Here is an 18,637-nt window from a genome sequence, read left to right on the forward strand (position 1 = left end):
GACGTGCGGTTTCGTCCGTTCAAACTTTGCCTTTGCCATCGTGGCCTCCTTTTTCGGGTGGCGGGGTGGCCCCGCCCTACAGGTGCTGGGTAGGGCGGGGTTCCCCCCGCCATCCCGTTAAGCGTATTTCTTCTGGATCTCGTCCGAGATGTTCTGCGGCACGGCCTCGTAGTGGTCGAACTGCATGGTGAAGTTCGCCCGGCCCGAGGACATCGAACGCAGCGTGTTGATGTAGCCGAACATGTTGGCCAGCGGCACGAAGGCGTTGATGACGATCGCGTTGCCGCGGGTGTCCTGGCCCTGCACCATGCCGCGACGGCTGGTCAGGTCGCCGATGATGCCGCCGGTGTATTCCTCCGGGGTCACCACTTCGACCTTCATCATCGGCTCGAGCAGCTTGGCGCCCGCCTTCTTGAGGCCGTCACGCATCGCGGCGCGCGAGGCGATCTCGAAGGCCAGGACCGACGAGTCGACATCGTGGAAGGCACCGTCGACCAGCGCCACCTTGAAGTCGATCACCGGGAAGCCGGCGAGCGGACCGCTGTCCATGACCGACTGGATGCCCTTCTCGACGCCGGGGATGTATTCCTTCGGCACCGCACCGCCGACGATCCGGCTTTCGAACGAGTAGCCCTCGCCCGGCTCGGTCGGGGTGATCTCGAGCTTGACGCGCGCGAACTGGCCGGTACCACCGGTCTGTTTCTTGTGCGTGTAGTCGATCTCGGTCGCGTGGCTGATGGTCTCGCGATAGGCCACCTGCGGCGCGCCGATGTTGGCCTCGACCTTGAACTCGCGCTTCATCCGGTCGACGAGGATGTCGAGGTGAAGTTCGCCCATGCCCTTCATGATGGTCTGGCCCGACTCGAAGTCGGTCTCGACGCGGAAGGACGGGTCTTCGGCAGCCAGGCGCTGCAGGGCAAGGCCCATCTTCTCCTGGTCGGCCTTCGACTTCGGCTCGACGGCGATCTCGATGACCGGATCGGGGAAGGTCATGGTTTCGAGAACGACCTGCTTGTTGGCGTCGCAGAGCGTGTCGCCGGTGGTCGTCTCTTTCAGACCGGCCAGCGCGATGATGTCGCCGGCAAACGCTTCCTCGATTTCCTCGCGGTTGTTCGAGTGCATCATCATCATCCGGCCAATGCGCTCGCGCTTGCCCTTGGTCGAGTTGACGATGCTGTCGCCCTTCTTCAGCACGCCCGAGTAGATCCGGGTGAAGGTCAGCGAACCGACGAAGGGGTCGTTCATGATCTTGAACGCCAGGGCCGAGAACGGCTGCGCGTCATCGGCGCTGCGCGCGATGTTGCGGGTCTCGGTCTCGTCGCCCGGGGCGAAGCCCATGTAGGCCGGCACGTCGAGCGGGCCCGGCAGGAAGTCGATCACCGCGTTGAGCAGCGGCTGGACGCCCTTGTTCTTGAAGGCCGAGCCGCCGAGAACCGGCACGAAGGACAGGCTCAGCGTGCCCTTGCGGACCAGCTTGCGCAGAGTCTCGATGTCGGGCTCTTCGCCTTCCAGGTAAGCCATCATCGCGTCGTCGTCTTGCTCGACGGCGTTCTCGATCAGCTTGCCGCGCCATTCGTCGGCGGTCGCCTTGAGCTCGTCGCGGATCGGCTGGCGAACCCAGGCGGCGCCCAGGTCTTCACCCTTCCAGACCCACTCTTCCATGGTGATCAGGTCGACGATGCCTTCCAGCTGGTCCTCGGCACCGATCGGGAAGTTGACCGGAACCGGAGTGGCGCCGGTGCGTTCCTTGATCATGTCGACGCAGCGGAAGTAGTCGGCGCCGATCTTGTCCATCTTGTTGACGAAGACGAGGCGCGGAACCTTGTAGCGGTCGGCCTGACGCCAGACCGTCTCGGTCTGCGGCTCGACACCGGCGTTGCCGTCGAGCAGCGCGACCGCGCCGTCGAGGACCGCCAGCGAGCGTTCGACTTCGATGGTGAAGTCGACGTGGCCGGGGGTGTCGATGATGTTGAAGCGGAACTTCGGCGTCTGGGCTTCGGTACCGGTCTCGGTGCGCTCCCAGAAGGTGGTCGTCGCCGCCGAGGTGATGGTGATACCGCGTTCCTGCTCCTGCTCCATCCAATCCATTGTCGCGGCGCCGTCATGGACTTCGCCGATCTTGTGGGACTTGCCGGTGTAGTAGAGGATCCGCTCGGTCGTCGTGGTCTTGCCCGCGTCGATATGGGCCATGATCCCGAAGTTGCGGTATCGCTCGAGGGGGTAATCGCGTGCCATTGGTGTGGTCCTAGGCCTGAAGGGTTACCAGCGGTAATGGCTGAACGCTTTGTTCGCGTCGGCCATCTTGTGGGTGTCTTCGCGCTTCTTCACGGCCGTGCCACGGTTGTTCACCGCATCCGACAGCTCGCCGGCGAGGCGTTCTTCCATCGTGTTTTCGTTGCGGTTCCGCGCGGCGGCGATCAGCCAGCGGATCGCCAGCGCCTCGCGGCGCTCGGGGCGCACTTCGACCGGCACCTGGTAGGTGGCACCGCCGACGCGACGCGACCGCACTTCGACCGACGGCTTGACGTTGTCGAGGGCTTCGCGGAAGCACTCGATCGGCTCGCGCTTGAGGCGCGATTCAACCCGGTCCAGCGCATTGTAGACAATGTGCTCGGCGACGGATTTCTTGCCGTCGATCATCAGGTTGTTCATGAATTTGGTCAGGACCCGGTCGCCATACTTGGCGTCGGGCAGAACTTCGCGCTTTTCAGCGGCGTGACGACGCGACATCGCGATATCTCCTTACTTCGGACGCTTGGCGCCGTATTTCGAACGGCGTTGACGACGGTCTTTGACGCCCTGGGTGTCGAGGACACCGCGCAGGATGTGATAACGGACACCGGGAAGGTCTTTCACCCGGCCGCCGCGGATCAGGACAACCGAGTGCTCTTGCAGGTTGTGCTTTTCACCGGGGATATAGCTGATCACCTCGTAGCCGTTGGTCAGACGGACCTTGGCCACTTTCCGCATAGCCGAGTTCGGCTTCTTCGGCGTCGTGGTGTAGACGCGCGTGCAGACGCCACGCTTCTGCGGGCACTGCTCCAGGTGCATGGACTTGGAGCGTTTGACTTTGGGCTCCCGCGGCTTGCGGATGAGCTGTTGGATCGTTGGCATACACTTTCCCCGTGTTACCGTGTCAATACTCGCACCCGACCGGGTGCGCCGCTTCTCGACGACGTTCTGCCCCCATTGGCAAAACGCAAAACCGCATCCGCCCCCTGATCGCGGGGACGACGCGGTGGAATTCCAGAGGATCGGGGCGCAGGCCCGGATCTTGACCACATCGATTTTGATACCCGCGCGCACGGCACAGGCCGGCACTCGGGTAGGCGGGCGTATAGGGGGAGTCGCCGGGCTTGTCAACAGCGGCCATGCCGCCGACGGATCAGCGCAGGCGCAGCGACGTCGGCCCTTGCGCGGCGGCGGCCAGCCGGCGCCGGCGCCGCTCGCGATACAGGGTGAACAGGCCGGTGGCAATGACGATGGCGCTGCCCGCCAGGGTCGCCGGGTCGGGGAACTGGCCGAAGACCAGCCAGCCCAGCACGATCGCCCAGAGCAGCGCGGTATAGCGGAACGGCGCCACGGTGCCGACATCGCCGACCCGCATCACCATGACCACGAACAGGTAGCCGACGATGATGAAGCCGGCCGCCGCGATCAGCAGGGCGATCTGCGCCGGTGTCGGCCGGAGCCAGGTTTCGAACGGCGAGACCAGGGCGGCGAGCACGGTGACACCGAGCGCCGAGTAGAACGAGACCGAGACCGAGGGCACCGAGGCCGGCAGCCGCCGCGTCACCAGGTCGCGCAGCACCACGGCGGCGACGGCCACCAGCCCCAGCAGCGACCAATGGTCGAAGCCGGCGGTGCCGGGGCGGACGATCAGCAGCACGCCGAGGAAGCCGAGGCCGATCGCCGCCATCCGGCGCCAGCCGACCGGCTCGCCCAGCACCAGCGCCGCCGCCAGGGTGACAGCCAGCGGCAGCGACTGCATGATCGCGGTCAGGTTGGCCAGCGGCATATGGGCCAGCGCGGTCAGGAAGGCGATGGTCGCCGTCACCTCGGCGACGCAGCGCAGCCCGATCAGCCGCGACTCGCGCGCGCCGAACCGCAGCCGCAGCCCGCCCATGACCCGGGCGACGGCGGCCAGCCCGGCGACGGTCACGGCCCCGCGCAGCAGCGCCGCCTGAAAGATCGGCAGGGTTTCGGTGACAGCCTTCATGCAGGCGTCGTTGAAGGTGAAGGCCGCCATGGCGACATTCATGTAGAGCGCCCCGCGCGCATTGTCGCCGATCGCCGGGACCCTCACCCGCGCCCGCATCCGCCCGGGCCGTCAGCCGAAACGGATGAAGAGCTTGGCATAGGCGGGCTTGAGCCCGGCCCGCGCCGCCAGCGCCGCTTTGACGTCGCCGCCCCGCGCCGCCGCCTGGAACGCCTCGGCACTGCCGACCAGCGCCTTGACCAAGCCGGGATAGTCGGGATCGGCGGAGTTGACCGAGGGATGGGCGACGAGGTCATGGGCCAGGTAGACCAGCACTGCCGCCTGCTCGCGCATCCGCTCCAGCCCGCCATCCGCCTGGCCGCTGTAATCGGCGGTCAGGGTCTCCTCCATCTGGACGTGATAGGCGTTGAGCCGGTCCGAGAACCACATCAGCCCGTTGCGCAGATGCAGCGCGCCCAGATCCGTCCGGATCTTCTCGAGCGCCACATGCGCCTTGGCGACATCGCCGTCGCGGACGGTCTGGCGCGCCGAGGCGATGATCTTCGCCACCCGGTCGAGGGTATCGGCAAAGCCCGGGTCGTCGGCATATTGCGGCGGCGGGGTGGTCTTCCAGGCATCCTCGAGAATGGTCCATTTCTCGGCCATCGCCCCCAGCGCCTCGGCCGTCTTGTCGGCCTTGCCCTGGTTGCTCATCAACAGCGCGACGCGATAGTTGCTGTAGGCGTCGCGCATCTGGCCCTCGAAATCGTCATAGGCCCCGGCATGGAGGGCGAGCGGCGCCAGCAGCGCCGCGGCGGTGAAGGCCAGAAGGAATTTGCGCATCTCGTCCTCGTGCTTGGGGCCGCCGGGGCGGGCCGTCCTGATCCCGCCGCTAGCTGACGCCAGCCCGGCGCCACGGTCAAGCCCCGCCGGGCCAGACCCGCCCACAGGCAGGTCACCTTTGCGAAAGCGCCCCGCTGCTTCTGCGCAAGACACATCCCGGGGAGCGCCATTGGCCCGAGCGACAAGGGCGACGGGGCGGCCCCGGGCCCGGACCGGCAAAGAAAAACCCCCGCACGACGGCGGGGGTTCTCCAAGCTCGAAGGAAGGGCGCGAGTTATTCCTCGCGGCTCTCCGGGGTGGCGACCAGGCCGCTGTCGACCTCGTCCCCGATCACGTCGTCCATCACGTCCTCGGACGGGGCGCTCAGCGCCGCCGCGGCTTCCGCCTCGGCCCGCCGCGCGTCGAGCACCTTCTGGTCGCGCTCGCCGGCGATCCGGCGCACCCGCGCCGTCGCCCCGCCGGTGCCCGCCGGGATCAGCCGGCCGACGATGACGTTCTCCTTCAGCCCGACCAGCTTGTCGCGCTTGCCCATCACCGAGGCTTCGGTGAGGACCCGCGTGGTCTCCTGGAACGAGGCCGCCGAGATGAACGACCGGGTCTGCAGCGAGGCCTTGGTGATACCGAGCAGGATCGGCTCGGCCTGGGCGACGCGCAGCCCCGCCTTCTCGGCCTTCTCGTTGACCTCGTCCAGCTCGGCCTTGTCGACATGCTCGCCCTTCAGAAGCGTCGTCTCCCCGCTGTCGAGGATCTCCCACTTCTGCAGCATCTGGCGCACGATGACCTCGATGTGCTTGTCGTTGATCTTCACGCCCTGGAGGCGATAGACGTCCTGCACCTCGTCGATCATGTAGTTGGCCAGAGCCTCGACACCCATGATGCGCAGGATGTCGTGCGGCGCCGGGTTGCCGTCCATGATGTAATCGCCCTTCTGGACGAAATCGCCTTCCTGGACCGGGATGTGCTTGCCCTTCGGCACCATGTACTCGACGGTCGGCAAGGTCTCGTCGGTCGGCTCGATCGCGATCCGACGCTTGTTCTTGTAGTCCTTGCCGAAGCGCACATAGCCGTCATGCTCGGCGATGATCGCGTGATCCTTGGGACGACGGGCCTCGAACAGTTCCGCCACGCGGGGAAGACCCCCGGTGATGTCCTTGGTCTTGGCGCCTTCGCGCGGGATACGGGCGACCACGTCGCCGGCCTTGACCTCCTGGCCGTCCTCGACCGACAGAATCGCGTCGACCGACATCGGGTAGGAGATCGGGTTGCCGGCATCGTTGCGCATCGGCTCGCCGGTCGCCGGGTCCATGACGATGATCTCGGGCTTGAGGTCGTTGCCCTTGGGGGCCGCGCGCCAGTCCGAGACGATCTTCTGGGTCATGCCCGTCGCTTCGTCGGTATCCTCGCGCACCGAGATGCCCGAGACGAGATCGACGAACCGCGCCACACCGGCCTTCTCGGCGATGATCGGCAGGGTATAGGGGTCCCATTCGAACAGCTTGGTGCCGCGCTTGATGGCCTCGCCGTCGCGGACGAAGACCTTGGTGCCGTAGCCCAGCTTGTGGCTGGCCCGCTCGACGCCGTTGTCGTCGATGATCGCGAGGGTCATGTTGCGGCCCATCACGATCTGCTCGCCATTGGCGTTTTCCAGCAGGTTGGCGTTGCGGAACTCGATCTTGCCTTCCTGGCTGGCCTCGAGGAACGACTGCTGGCCACCCTGGGCGATGCCGCCGATGTGGAAGGTCCGCATCGTCAGCTGGGTGCCCGGCTCGCCGATCGACTGGGCGGCGATGATGCCGACCGCCTCGCCGGTGTTGACCATGGTGCCGCGGGCCAGGTCGCGCCCGTAGCACATGGCGCAGACGCCTTCCTCGGCCTCGCAGGTCAGCGGGCTGCGGATGCGGATCGAGGCGACGCCCTCGGACTCGATCGTGTCGGCCTTGCGCTCGTCGATCAGTTCGCCGGCCTTCACCAGCACCGTGTCGGAGCCGGGGATCATGACGTCTTCGGCAGCGACCCGGCCGAGGATGCGCTCGGCCAGCGAGGCGACAACCTCGCCGTCGTTGACCGCCGCTTCCGCGGTGATCGAACGCTCGGTGCCGCAGTCGTGGCTACGCACGATGCAGTCCTGGGCGACGTCGACCAGACGACGGGTCAGGTAGCCCGAGTTCGCCGTCTTCAGGGCGGTGTCGGCCAGACCCTTCCGGGCGCCGTGGGTCGAGTTGAAGTACTCGAGCACGGTCAGGCCTTCCTTGAAGTTCGAGATGATCGGCGTCTCGATGATCTCGCCCGACGGCTTGGCCATCAGGCCGCGCATCCCGCCCAGCTGCTTCATCTGCGCGGGCGAACCCCGGGCCCCCGAGTGGCTCATCATGTAGACCGAGTTCGGTTCCATCTCGGCGCCGGCATCGTCGTAGCGCACCGCCGAGATTTCCTTCATCATCTCGGCCGCGACGGCATCCGAGCATTTCGACCAGGCATCGACGACCTTGTTGTACTTCTCACCCTGGGTGATCAGGCCGTCCATGTATTGCTGTTCGAACTCTTTGACCTGTTCGCGCACGTCGTTGACGATGGTCCACTTCGATTCCGGGATCAGCATGTCGTCCTTGCCGAACGAGATGCCGGCCTTGAACGCCTCGCGGAAGCCCATGCCCATGATCTGGTCACAGAAGATGACCGACTCCTTCTGGCCGCAATAGCGGTAGACGGTGTCGATGACGTTCTGGACGTCCTTCTTCCGCAGCAGGCGGTTGACCAGCTCGAACGGCGCCTTGGTGTTGAGCGGCAGCAGAGCCCCCAGCCGGACGCGGCCCGGCGTGGTCTCGTAGCGCTTCATCACCTCGTTGCCTTCCTCGTCGATCTGACGCACGCGGCAGGTGATCTTGGTGTGCATGTGGACCGTGCCCGAGGCCAGCGCATGCTCGACCTCTTCGACGCTCGAGAACGACATCCCCTCGCCGGGCATGCCCTTGCGCTCCATGGTCACGTAGTAGAGGCCGAGGACCATGTCCTGCGACGGCACGATGATCGGCGCGCCGTTGGCGGGCGACAGCACGTTGTTGGTCGACATCATCAGCACGCGCGCTTCCAGCTGGGCCTCGAGGCTCAGCGGAACGTGCACGGCCATCTGGTCGCCGTCGAAGTCGGCGTTGAAAGCCGAGCAGACCAGCGGGTGCAGCTGGATCGCCTTGCCCTCGATCAGCATCGGCTCGAAGGCCTGGATGCCGAGACGGTGCAGCGTCGGCGCCCGGTTCAGCAGCACCGGGTGTTCGCGGATCACCTCGTCAAGGATGTCCCAGACTTCCGGGCGCTCCTTCTCGACCAGCTTCTTGGCCTGCTTCACCGTCGAGCTCAGGCCCTTGGCCTCGAGCCGCGAGTAGATGAACGGCTTGAACAGCTCCAGCGCCATCTTCTTGGGCAGGCCGCATTGATGCAGCTTGAGCTCCGGCCCGGTCACGATGACCGAACGGCCCGAGAAGTCGACCCGTTTCCCCAGAAGGTTCTGGCGGAACCGGCCCTGCTTGCCCTTGAGCATGTCGGACAGCGACTTGAGCGGACGCTTGTTGGTGCCGGTGATGACCCGGCCGCGGCGGCCGTTGTCGAACAGCGCGTCGACCGATTCCTGCAGCATCCGCTTTTCGTTGCGGACGATGATGTCGGGCGCGCGCAGCTCGATCAGCCGCTTGAGGCGGTTGTTGCGGTTGATCACCCGGCGATAGAGGTCGTTCAGGTCCGAGGTCGCGAAGCGGCCGCCGTCGAGCGGCACCAGCGGGCGCAGCTCCGGCGGGATCACCGGCAGAACGGTCAGGATCATCCACTCGGGCCGGTTGCCCGACTCGAGGAAGTGCTCGACGATCTTCAGCCGCTTGATGATCTTCTTCGGCTTCAGCTCGCCGGTGGCCTCCTTGAGGTCCTCGCGCAGCTGCTCGGCCGTCGATTCGAGGTCGATCGCCGACAGCATGTCGCGGATCGCCTCGGCGCCGATATTGGCGGTGAAGGCGTCGGCGCCGTACTGGTCCTGGGCGTCGAGATACTCTTCCTCGGTCATCAGCTGGCCGTAGGTCAGGTCGGTCAGGCCCGGCTCGATGACGACGTAGTTCTCGAAATAGAGGATGCGCTCAAGATCGCGCAGCGTCATGTCCAGCATCAGGCCGATGCGCGAGGGCAGCGACTTGAGGAACCAGATATGGGCGACGGGCGCGGCGAGCTCGATATGGCCCATGCGCTCGCGGCGGACCTTCTGCAGCGTCACTTCGACACCGCATTTCTCGCAGACGACGCCGCGATACTTCATCCGCTTGTACTTGCCGCACAGGCACTCGTAATCCTTGATCGGGCCGAAGATGCGGGCACAGAAAAGGCCGTCCCGCTCCGGCTTGAAGGTGCGGTAGTTGATGGTTTCCGGCTTCTTGATCTCGCCGTAGGACCAGCTGAGAATCCGTTCCGGGGAGGCCAGCGAGATCTTGATCTCGTCGAAGGTCTTGATCGGCGCCGCCGGGTTGAACGGGTTTTGGGTCAGTTCCTGGTTCATTGCGTGTCCTTCATGTCAGGGGAAAGAGGGCGGGGGCGCGAACGCCCCTACTCCTCCTCCTCCGCGTCCAGGAGTTCCATGTTCAGGCCGAGGCCGCGGACTTCCTTCACCAGCACGTTGAAGCTTTCGGGCACGCCGGCCTCGAAATTGTCCTCGCCCTTGACGATGCTCTCGTAGACCTTGGTCCGACCGGCGACGTCGTCCGACTTCACCGTCAGCATCTCCTGCAGGGTGTAGGCGGCGCCGTAGGCTTCCAGAGCCCAGACCTCCATCTCCCCGAGACGCTGACCACCGAACTGCGCCTTGCCGCCCAGCGGCTGCTGGGTGACGAGGCTGTACGGACCGGTCGAGCGGGCGTGCAGCTTGTCGTCGACCAGGTGGTGCAGCTTGAGCATGTATTTCACGCCCACCGTGACCGGCCGCGCGAACTGCTCGCCGGTGCGGCCGTCGAAGACGACCGATTGGCCCGACTGGTTGAAGCCGGCGCGCACCAGCGCGTCGTTGACGTCATGCTCCTTGGCGCCGTCGAAGACCGGCGTCGCGATCGGCACGCCGCGGGTGACGTTCGACGCCGCCTCGATCAGGCTGTCCTCGTCGCGCCCGGCGATCCCCTCCTCGTAGATGTCGTCGCCATAGGCCAGACGCATCGCCTCGCGCACCTCGGTCAGGTCGCCCGAGCGGCGATACTCGGCCAGCGCGTCGTCGATCTTCAGACCCAGGCCGCGCGATGCCCAGCCCATGTGGGTCTCGAGGATCTGACCGACGTTCATCCGCGACGGCACGCCGAGCGGGTTGAGCACGAAGTCGACCGGGGTGCCGTCGGCGAGGAAGGGCATGTCCTCCATCGGCACGACGCGCGAGATGACGCCCTTGTTGCCGTGACGGCCGGCCATCTTGTCGCCCGGCTGCAGCTTGCGCTTGACCGCGACGAACACCTTGACCGACTTCATCACGCCCGGAGGCAGATCGTCGCCGCGGCGGACCTTCTCGACCTTGTCCTCGAAGCGGGCTTCCAGCGCGCGCTTCTGGGCCTCGAACTGGTCGTGCAGCGCCTCGACATCCTTGGCGTCGCTCTCTTCGCCCAGCGCCAGCTGCCACCACTGGCCACGGCTCAGCGTGCCCAGCAGCTCCTCGTTGATCTCGGAGCCGGCCTTGACGCCCTTCGGACCCTTCACCGCGGTCTTGCCGAGGATCAGCGTCTTGAGGCGGGCGTAGATGTTGCGCTCGAGGATCTCCATCTCGTCGTCGCGGTCGCGCGCCAGGCGCTCGACCTCTTCCCGCTCGATCTGCAGCGCACGCTCGTCCTTGTCGACGCCGTGACGGTTGAAGACCCGGACCTCGACGATGGTGCCGTAGGCCCCCGGCGGCAGCCGCAGCGAGGTATCGCGCACGTCCGACGCCTTCTCGCCGAAGATGGCGCGCAGCAGCTTCTCTTCCGGCGTCATCGGGCTTTCGCCCTTGGGCGTGATCTTGCCCACGAGGATATCGCCCGGCTGCACCTCGGCGCCGATATAGACGATGCCGGCCTCGTCGAGGTTGCGCAGGGCTTCCTCGCCGACGTTCGGGATGTCGCGGGTGATCTCTTCCGGGCCCAGCTTGGTGTCGCGGGCCGAGACCTCGTATTCCTCGATGTGGATCGAGGTGTAGACGTCGTCGCGCAGGATGCGCTCGGAGATCAGGATCGAGTCCTCGTAGTTGTAGCCGTTCCACGGCATGAAGGCGACAATGATGTTCCGGCCGAGCGCCAGTTCACCCATGTCGGTGCAGGGACCGTCGGCGATCACCTCGTTGCGCGAGACCGTGTCGCCCACCTTCACCAGCGGGCGCTGGTTGATGCAGGACGACTGGTTCGAGCGGGCGAACTTGCGCAGCCGGTAGATGTCGACGCCCGGCTCGCCGGGTTCCAGCATCTCGGTGGCGCGGATGACGATCCGCTGGGCGTCGACCTGGTCGATGACACCGGCACGGCGCGCCATGATCGCGGCGCCCGAGTCGCGGGCCACGACGGCCTCGATCCCGGTGCCGACCAGCGGCGCCTCGGATTGCAGCAGCGGCACCGCCTGCCGTTGCATGTTCGAGCCCATCAGCGCGCGGTTGGCGTCGTCGTTTTCCAGGAACGGGATCAGCGAGGCGGCGACCGAGACCAGCTGTTTCGGCGAGACGTCGATCAGGTCGACATTCTCGGGCGGGTTCAGCATGAACTCGCCAGCCTTGCGGGTCGAGACGAGGTCGTTGATGAACTTGCCGTTCTCGTCCAGCGTCGCGTTGGCCTGGGCCACCGTGTGCCGCATCTCCTCGGTCGCCGACATGTAGACGACCTCGTCGGTCACCTGGCCGTCGGCCACCTTGCGATACGGGGTCTCGATGAAGCCGTATTTGTTGACGCGGGCGAAGGTGGCCAGCGAGTTGATCAGACCGATGTTCTGACCTTCCGGCGTCTCGATCGGACACATCCGGCCATAGTGGGTCGGGTGCACGTCGCGGACCTCGAAGCCGGCGCGTTCGCGGGTCAGACCGCCCGGCCCGAGGGCCGACAGGCGCCGCTTGTGGGTGACTTCCGACAGCGGGTTGGTCTGGTCCATGAACTGGCTGAGCTGCGACGAGCCGAAGAACTCGCGCACCGCGGCCGCGGCCGGCTTGGCGTTGATCAGGTCTTGCGGCATCACCGTGTCGATCTCGACCGACGACATCCGCTCCTTGATCGCGCGCTCCATGCGCAGCAGGCCGACGCGATACTGGTTCTCCATCAGCTCGCCGACCGAGCGCACCCGGCGGTTGCCGAGGTGGTCGATGTCGTCGATCTCGCCCTTGCCGTCGCGCAGCTCCACCAGCGCCTTGATGCAGGCGACGATGTCTTCGCGGTCCAGCGTGCGCTGGGTGTCCGGCTTGTCGAGCGCGAGGCGCATGTTCATCTTGACCCGGCCGACGGCCGAGAGGTCATAGCGCTCGGCGTCGAAGAACAGGGTGTCGAACAGCGCGCTGGCCGCTTCCACGGTCGGCGGCTCGCCCGGACGCATGACCCGGTAGATGTCCATGAGCGCGGTTTCCCGGTTCATGTTCTTGTCGGCGGCCATGGTGTTGCGGATGTAGGGGCCGACATTGACGTTGTCGATGTCGAGCACCGGGATGTCGGTGATGCCCTGGTCGAGCAGCTCCTTCAGCGTGCCGCCCTTGACCTCGCCGTCCTTGTCGACTTCCCAGGTCAGTTCGTCGCCGGCCTCGACCCAGATCGCGCCGGTCTCTTCGTTGATGATATCCTTGGCGACGAACTTGCCGACGATGTGGTCGAAGGGCACCAGCAGCTCGGTGACCTTGCCCTCGTCGATCAGCTTCTTGACCATGCGCGGCGTCATCTTGTCGCCGGCCTTGCAGATCACCTCGCCGGTGGCGGCGTCGACGATGTCATAGGACGGCCGGGTGCCGCGCACGCGCTCGGGGAAGAACTTGGTCACCCAGCCCTTGTTCTTCTCCAGCCGGTAGGAAACCGTGTCGTAATAGGCATCCATGATGCCTTCCTGATCCATGCCGAGGGCATAGAGCAGGGTCGTCACCGGCAGCTTGCGGCGCCGGTCGATGCGGGCGAAGACGATGTCCTTGGCGTCGAATTCGAAGTCGAGCCACGAGCCGCGATAGGGAATGATCCGGCAGGCGAAGAGCAGCTTGCCCGAGGAATGGGTCTTGCCCTTGTCGTGGTCGAAGAAGACGCCCGGCGAGCGGTGCATCTGGGAAACGATCACCCGCTCGGTGCCGTTGACGATGAAGGTGCCGTTCGGCGTCATGAGCGGCATGTCGCCCATGAACACGTCCTGCTCCTTGATGTCCTTCACCGACTTGGCGCCGGTATCCTCGTCGACATCGAACACGATCAGCCGCAGCGTCACCTTCAGCGGCGCGGCATAGGTCATGTCGCGCTGCATGCATTCCTCGAGGTCGTATTTCGGCTTCTCGAGCTCGTATTTCACGAATTCGAGCACCGCCGTCTCGTTGAAGTCCTTGATCGGGAAGACCGACTGGAAGACGCCCTGGATGCCCTCGCCGTCGGACGGCTTTTCGGCATCGCCGGACCTCAGGAACAGGTCGTAGGAGGATTTCTGAACCTCGATCAGGTTCGGCATCTCCAGGACTTCGCGGATTTTACCGTAGTAGCGACGGATGCGCTTCTGGCCAACTGCTGCTTGCGCCATGCTCGTGGTCACCTTTCGTCTCTTCGCCGGCACGCGAACCGTCGGGGGTCCGGCTGCGCGCCGCTTGCGAAACAGGGGCACAGGTTCCATTCATGCGGGCCGTCCCACCGGCCTGCTCCCGAACCTGTCGCCTCCCTTGGGCAGATCCGGGCAACCGGGTCTCTCCAAGACAGGCGCGGCTGGGCCCGAATCTCGTTCGGACCCAGCCTTGTTTTTCAGCGGTGCAGCGCCTGCGGCGCCACGCCGGATTACTTCAGCTCGACTTTCGCGCCAGCGTCTTCGAGCTTCTTCTTGATCTCTTCGGCTTCGGCCTTCGGCGCGGCTTCTTTCACCTTGCCGCCGGCTTCGACCAGCTCTTTGGCTTCTTTCAGGCCCAGACCGGTGATGCCACGCACTTCTTTGATCACGTTGATCTTCTGAGCGCCGGCTTCGACGAGGACGACGTCGAATTCGGTCTTTTCCTCAGCGGCGGCGGCTTCGCCACCGGCGGCCGGACCGGCCATCATGACGGCGCCACCGGCAGCCGGCTCGATGCCGTATTCGTCCTTGAGGATGGTCTTCAGTTCCTGGGCTTCCAGAAGGGTCAGGCCCACGATTTCTTCGGCGAGTTTCTTAAGATCAGCCATTTTCAGTTCCGTTCATTCAAGATGGGGTTCCAACGCGATGGGGTTTCCATACGTCGGTCCGAGGTTGCTCAAGCGGCTTCCCGCTCCTCCAGGGTGGAGAGGATGCCCGCGATGTTCGAAGCAGGTGCGCCAATGGCCCCGGCGATGTTCGAGGCGGGGGCACCGATGCACGACACGATCGAAGCGATAAGCTCCTCACGCGACGGCATGGCGGCCACGGCCTTGACACCAGCCTGATCCAGAGCCGTCTCACCCATCGCACCGCCAAGGATCTCGAACTTTTCGTTCTTCTTGGCGTAAGCGTCGGCGACCTTCGCAGCAGCGACAGGATCTTCCGAATAGGCGAGGACGGTCATGCCCGTCAGCAGGTCGGCCATGCTTTCGCAAGGCTTCCCCTGAAGGGCGATCTTGGCGAGCCTGTTCTTGGCGACGCGGACGGACCCACCGACTTCACGCATTTGCGCGCGCAGGTCCTGCATCTCGGCAACCGTGAGACCTTCGTAGTGGGCAACCACAACGACGCCAGAGCTTTCGAAGATCTGGCCGAGTTCCTCGACCACTTTCTCTTTCTGGGCTCTATCCACAGTTTCACTCCAAGGTTGGGGGTTTCCCCCCGGCTCAGTTTTGCCCCGGTGTTCCGGGGCGTTCGGGTCCGTGAGGGTCCCGAGGCCAAGATCGCCGGGCGCGCCGGTCAATCCGTCTCGTTCCCCATCTCGGGAAGGAAATTAAGCCGGTTTCCCGGCACCCTCCGTCTCGGACAGGACGGGGCGGTTCCTTGCGGAGCGCCCCGCCATTCGCCCCGCCGAAGCGGGGCAAATCTCAGTTCCGGCTCAGCTGCCGGTGGCCGACGTCAGGTCGACCGAAACGCCCGGGCCCATGGTCGAGCTCAGCGACACCTTCTTGAGGTAGGTGCCCTTGGCGCCCGACGGCTTGGCCTTCGACACGGCGTCGACGATGGCGCGCAGGTTCTCGGCCAGCTTGGCTTCGTCGAACGAGGCCTTGCCGATGCCCGCGTGGATCACGCCGGCCTTCTCGACCTTGAACTGCACTTCGCCGCCCTTGGCGGCCTCGACGGCCGATTTGACGTCCATCGTCACCGTGCCGACCTTCGGGTTCGGCATCAGGTTGCGCGGGCCGAGGATTTTGCCCAGCCGGCCGACGACCGGCATCATGTCCGGGGTCGCGATGCAGCGATCGAACTCGATCTTGCCCGACTGCACGGTCTCCATCAGGTCCTCGGCGCCGACGATATCGGCCCCGGCTTCCTTGGCCTCATCGGCCTTGGCGCCGCGGGCGAAGACCGCCACGCGCACGGTCTTGCCGGTGCCGTTGGGCAGGCTGACCACGCCGCGGACCATCTGGTCGGCGTGACGCGGGTCGACGCCCAGGTTCAGCGCGACCTCAATGGTCTCGTCGAACTTGGCGGTGGCGCCGGACTTGACCAGCTTGACGGCGTCCTCGACCGACAGGTTCGACTTGCCGGCAAAGAGTTCCCGCGCGGCGCGGGTGCGTTTTCCGAGCTTGGCCATGACTTACCCCTTCACCTCGATACCCATCGAGCGCGCCGAGCCGAGAATGATCTGCATGGCGGCATCGATGTCGTTGGCGTTCAGGTCTTTCATCTTGGCCTCGGCGATCTCTTTGATCTGGGCGACAGTCACCGAACCGGCGACGTCACGGCCCGGGGCCTTCGAACCCGACTGCAGCTTGGCGGCCTTCTTCAGGTAGAACGACGCCGGCGCGGTCTTCAGCTCGAGGCTGAACGACTTGTCCTGGTAGTAGGTGATGATGGTCGGGATCGGCGCGCCCGGCTCCATCTCCTGGGTGCGGGCGTTGAAGTCCTTGCAGAACTGCATGATGTTCAGGCCGCGCTGACCCAGCGCCGGACCGACCGGCGGGGACGGGTTCGCTTTGCCCGCGGGCACTTGCAGCTTCAGCTGCCCGATTACTTTCTTGGCCATCTGGCCTCTCCTCTTGTCACCACCCCGCTGCTGCGGGGCCTAGGTTTAGTGGTCCGGTCCGCGGGGTTACCGCTCGCCTCCCACGGGATGCACTCAGGCGCCCTTGGACACCTGGGTGAATTCCAGCTCGACCGGGGTCGCCCGGCCGAAAATCGACACCGTCACCTTCAGGCGGCTATGCTCGTCATCGACATCCTCGACCATGCCCGAGAAGCCCTCGAACGGCCCGTCGGTGACCTGCACCTGCTCGCCGACCTCGAACCGGATCAGGTTGCGCGGCGCGGCCTCGCCTTCCTCGACGCGGTTGAGAATCGCGTTGACCTCGTCGTCGCGCATCGGCATCGGCTTGCCTTGCGGGCCGAGGAAGCCGGTGACGCGGTTGATCGAGCTGATCAGGTGATAGCCCCGGCTCGTCATCTCCATCCGCACCAGCACGTAGCCGGGCATGAAGCGGCGCTCGGTCGTCACCTTCTTGCCGCGCCGGACCTCGATCACCTCTTCGGTCGGCACCAGCACTTCCTCGATCTCGTCCTCGAGACCGGCATCGGCGACGGCTGTCTTGATCTGCTCGGCGACCTTCTTCTCGAAATTCGAGAGAACGCTTACCGAATACCACCGCTTCGCCATGCTTCCCTTACCTCGTCTCAGCCGGGGCATGACCCCGAAACTTCTTTCAATTCAAGCGATTGCGCCGATAGTTCGCGCTGCGCTCATCACCCACCCCGGAACAGCAAACGGCGCGCAGAGCGAATCGCTGCGCGCCTGTATACCGGAAGGTTTGCCCGGATTACAGGCGAAGCCCCACAAATTCAAGAGGACCGGCCGGCAAATCGCCGCCTAGTGAAACATGTTCAGCACCTGGGTCAGACCGGTGCGGATCAGGATGTCGGTCAGCGAGAAGAAGGCCGCGGTCAGCGCCGCCATGGCAAAGACCATCACCGTGGTCAGACCGACCTCGCGCCGGGTCGGCCAGGCCACCTTGCTCACCTCAGAGCGCACCTGCTGCATGAACTGAAGAGGGTTCGCCTTTGCCATTCTGTCGTCCTGCTGTCGGAGTTACCGGGGCGAGATACGCGCATCCCACCGCGATTTCAAGCCCGGCGGCCTTTTGGCGCAAGACGGGGCCGGGCCGGGCTCAGCCCAGCGCGTCCGAACGGGCGAAATCGGCGACGCTCGGCGCCCAGCCGCAGGCGGCGCGCAGCCGCGGCCCGGCCATCTGCTGGTCCAGCATCGGCCCGGCACCCTGCGGCCCCTGTTCCGCCAGCACCTCGGCCCGCGGCCGCACCGCAAGACCGGCCGGGCTGCGGTGATGCCGGGCGATGGCGGCGGCGATCTCCCCGACCGGCACCCCGGCCTGGGCGCTGGCGTTGAAATGCCCGGTCAGCCCGGGACGTTCGGCCAGCAGCCGGTAGGCGACGGCCAGATCGGCGCGATGCACCAGCGGCCAGCGCGTCCCGGCGCTGCCCCAGACCTCGATCGGCCGCCCGGCCCGCGCCGCCGCCACGAAGCGGGCGAAGACGCCGCCGCCTGGCTGATAGACCATCGCCGGGTGAAGGATGGCGGTCGGCAAGCCGCTCTCCAGCAGCCGCCGGCCGTTCTCGACCATCCAGGCGAAGGGCGGGATCGGCTCGAAGCGCGTTTCCTCGGTCGCCACGGTGTCGCCGGTTTCGCCATAGAGCCAGCAGCCGCCGGTATAGACCAGCCGCGGCCGCCGCCCGGCTCGTGCCGCCGCCGCGATCAGCGCCGCGACCAGGGTGCGGTCAACCGCGCCCATATCGGCACTCCAGGTCACCGCGCAATGGAGGATGGCGTCGGCCGTCACGGCCCGCGCCGCCCAGGCCTCCGGCGCCCGCAGGTCGCCGCGCAGGGGCCGCACGCCCTGGCTCCGCAGCACCGCGTCCGCGCGCGCCGACCGGCTCAGCCCGGCAACGTCATGGCCGGCCGCCACCAGTTCGGCCGCGACGGCGGTGCCGATCGACCCGCTCGCCCCGAGAAGAAAGATGTCCATCTGCCGCTCCCGTCTGTTCCCAGCCGCAGCCAAGCCCCTCGAGTCGGCTTGAGGTCAAGGGAAAACAGCGCCGCGCACCCCGCGGTCCGGTCCACAGGGAGCAGGCGCGCAGCGCGCGCGAAGAAAGCGATGGGTGGAAACCTGCCGCGGCACATGGCCCTTTTCCTTCACCGCCAAGCAGAAGATCCGATGCCGGCGGCGCTGGACGATATCCTGTGACCTGCTCCCCTGAAATGTCCTCGTTTTAAGGTTAGCCTGTTCTCCAGATGAGGAGACAGACGATGAA

General features: G+C 65.8%; 15 protein-coding genes. 1 reads left to right on the top strand and 14 read right to left on the bottom strand.

Annotated elements, in window-relative coordinates:
* Window positions 1-117 precede the first annotated feature (117 nt).
* The 12 genes from fusA to nusG form a co-directional block, all read right to left on the bottom strand.
* On the bottom strand, window positions 118-2,235 hold the full coding sequence (fusA, locus tag ACFOES_RS20890; RefSeq protein ID WP_377835646.1) for an elongation factor G: 2,118 nt from the start codon (window positions 2,233-2,235) through the stop codon (window positions 118-120).
* Between the two features lie 24 nt (window positions 2,236-2,259).
* Window positions 2,260-2,730 (bottom strand): 30S ribosomal protein S7, encoded by a 471-nt coding sequence (gene rpsG / locus ACFOES_RS20895; RefSeq protein ID WP_377835648.1) that lies wholly within the window; start codon window positions 2,728-2,730, stop codon window positions 2,260-2,262.
* Window positions 2,731-2,742: 12 nt separating this feature from the next.
* Window positions 2,743-3,114 carry a 30S ribosomal protein S12 gene (rpsL, locus tag ACFOES_RS20900; protein WP_035838061.1) on the bottom strand — a complete coding sequence of 124 codons (372 nt, stop codon included), beginning with the start codon at window positions 3,112-3,114 and terminating at the stop codon, window positions 2,743-2,745.
* Between the two features lie 271 nt (window positions 3,115-3,385).
* A complete protein-coding gene (locus ACFOES_RS20905; RefSeq protein WP_377835651.1) occupies window positions 3,386-4,306 on the bottom strand; it encodes a DMT family transporter in 921 nt (306 codons plus the stop codon).
* 24 nt (window positions 4,307-4,330) lie between these two features.
* Window positions 4,331-5,041 carry a hypothetical protein gene (locus tag ACFOES_RS20910; RefSeq protein ID WP_377835653.1) on the bottom strand — a complete coding sequence of 237 codons (711 nt, stop codon included), beginning with the start codon at window positions 5,039-5,041 and terminating at the stop codon, window positions 4,331-4,333.
* Window positions 5,042-5,315: 274 nt separating this feature from the next.
* Window positions 5,316-9,572, bottom strand: coding sequence for a DNA-directed RNA polymerase subunit beta' (gene rpoC / locus ACFOES_RS20915; protein WP_377835655.1), 4,257 nt, complete (start codon window positions 9,570-9,572; stop codon window positions 5,316-5,318).
* Window positions 9,573-9,619: 47 nt separating this feature from the next.
* Window positions 9,620-13,756 (bottom strand): DNA-directed RNA polymerase subunit beta, encoded by a 4,137-nt coding sequence (gene rpoB, locus ACFOES_RS20920; protein ID WP_377835673.1) that lies wholly within the window; start codon window positions 13,754-13,756, stop codon window positions 9,620-9,622.
* Window positions 13,757-14,004: 248 nt separating this feature from the next.
* Window positions 14,005-14,382 carry a 50S ribosomal protein L7/L12 gene (gene rplL, locus ACFOES_RS20925; protein WP_377835657.1) on the bottom strand — a complete coding sequence of 126 codons (378 nt, stop codon included), beginning with the start codon at window positions 14,380-14,382 and terminating at the stop codon, window positions 14,005-14,007.
* Window positions 14,383-14,450: 68 nt separating this feature from the next.
* The gene (rplJ, locus tag ACFOES_RS20930; protein WP_377835659.1) at window positions 14,451-14,966 is read right to left on the bottom strand and encodes a 50S ribosomal protein L10; all 516 of its coding nucleotides are present in this window, start codon (window positions 14,964-14,966) and stop codon (window positions 14,451-14,453) included.
* Window positions 14,967-15,212: 246 nt separating this feature from the next.
* Window positions 15,213-15,911: a 50S ribosomal protein L1 gene (gene rplA / locus ACFOES_RS20935; RefSeq protein WP_377835661.1), complete on the bottom strand. Its 699-nt coding sequence runs from the start codon at window positions 15,909-15,911 to the stop codon at window positions 15,213-15,215.
* A gap of 3 nt (window positions 15,912-15,914) precedes the next feature.
* A complete protein-coding gene (rplK, locus tag ACFOES_RS20940) occupies window positions 15,915-16,343 on the bottom strand; it encodes a 50S ribosomal protein L11 (protein ID WP_377835663.1) in 429 nt (142 codons plus the stop codon).
* Window positions 16,344-16,436: 93 nt separating this feature from the next.
* The gene (nusG, locus tag ACFOES_RS20945) at window positions 16,437-16,970 is read right to left on the bottom strand and encodes a transcription termination/antitermination protein NusG (RefSeq protein ID WP_377835665.1); all 534 of its coding nucleotides are present in this window, start codon (window positions 16,968-16,970) and stop codon (window positions 16,437-16,439) included.
* 28 nt (window positions 16,971-16,998) lie between these two features.
* Here nusG and ACFOES_RS20950 point away from each other — a divergent pair, with 28 nt between their 5' ends.
* Window positions 16,999-17,184, top strand: a complete 186-nt coding sequence (locus ACFOES_RS20950; RefSeq protein ID WP_377835667.1) for a hypothetical protein — start codon at window positions 16,999-17,001, stop codon at window positions 17,182-17,184.
* Here the strand turns inward: ACFOES_RS20950 and secE are convergent.
* The gene (gene secE / locus ACFOES_RS20955; protein WP_377835669.1) at window positions 17,181-17,378 is read right to left on the bottom strand and encodes a preprotein translocase subunit SecE; all 198 of its coding nucleotides are present in this window, start codon (window positions 17,376-17,378) and stop codon (window positions 17,181-17,183) included. The two genes, ACFOES_RS20950 and secE, sit on opposite strands and share 4 nt — an antisense overlap.
* A gap of 100 nt (window positions 17,379-17,478) precedes the next feature.
* Complete coding sequence (locus ACFOES_RS20960; protein WP_377835671.1) at window positions 17,479-18,351, bottom strand: NAD-dependent epimerase/dehydratase family protein; 873 nt, start codon at window positions 18,349-18,351, stop codon at window positions 17,479-17,481.
* Window positions 18,352-18,637 lie beyond the last annotated feature (286 nt).

This window comes from Acidimangrovimonas pyrenivorans (assembly GCF_042643245.1).
Taxonomy (GTDB): Bacteria; Pseudomonadota; Alphaproteobacteria; order Rhodobacterales; family Rhodobacteraceae; genus Acidimangrovimonas; species Acidimangrovimonas pyrenivorans.

Coding starts and splice junctions, on each gene's coding strand:
- ACFOES_RS20910 (WP_377835653.1), bottom strand. CDS start 5,041: ATGCGCAAATTCCTTCTGGCCTTCACCGCCGCGGCGCTGCTGGCGCCG.
- rpoC (WP_377835655.1), bottom strand. CDS start 9,572: ATGAACCAGGAACTGACCCAAAACCCGTTCAACCCGGCGGCGCCGATC.
- ACFOES_RS20950 (WP_377835667.1), top strand. CDS start 16,999: ATGACCCCGAAACTTCTTTCAATTCAAGCGATTGCGCCGATAGTTCGC.
- nusG (WP_377835665.1), bottom strand. CDS start 16,970: ATGGCGAAGCGGTGGTATTCGGTAAGCGTTCTCTCGAATTTCGAGAAG.
- ACFOES_RS20960 (WP_377835671.1), bottom strand. CDS start 18,351: ATGGACATCTTTCTTCTCGGGGCGAGCGGGTCGATCGGCACCGCCGTC.
- rpsL (WP_035838061.1), bottom strand. CDS start 3,114: ATGCCAACGATCCAACAGCTCATCCGCAAGCCGCGGGAGCCCAAAGTC.
- rplA (WP_377835661.1), bottom strand. CDS start 15,911: ATGGCCAAGCTCGGAAAACGCACCCGCGCCGCGCGGGAACTCTTTGCC.
- rplK (WP_377835663.1), bottom strand. CDS start 16,343: ATGGCCAAGAAAGTAATCGGGCAGCTGAAGCTGCAAGTGCCCGCGGGC.
- rpoB (WP_377835673.1), bottom strand. CDS start 13,756: ATGGCGCAAGCAGCAGTTGGCCAGAAGCGCATCCGTCGCTACTACGGT.
- secE (WP_377835669.1), bottom strand. CDS start 17,378: ATGGCAAAGGCGAACCCTCTTCAGTTCATGCAGCAGGTGCGCTCTGAG.
- rpsG (WP_377835648.1), bottom strand. CDS start 2,730: ATGTCGCGTCGTCACGCCGCTGAAAAGCGCGAAGTTCTGCCCGACGCC.
- fusA (WP_377835646.1), bottom strand. CDS start 2,235: ATGGCACGCGATTACCCCCTCGAGCGATACCGCAACTTCGGGATCATG.
- rplL (WP_377835657.1), bottom strand. CDS start 14,382: ATGGCTGATCTTAAGAAACTCGCCGAAGAAATCGTGGGCCTGACCCTT.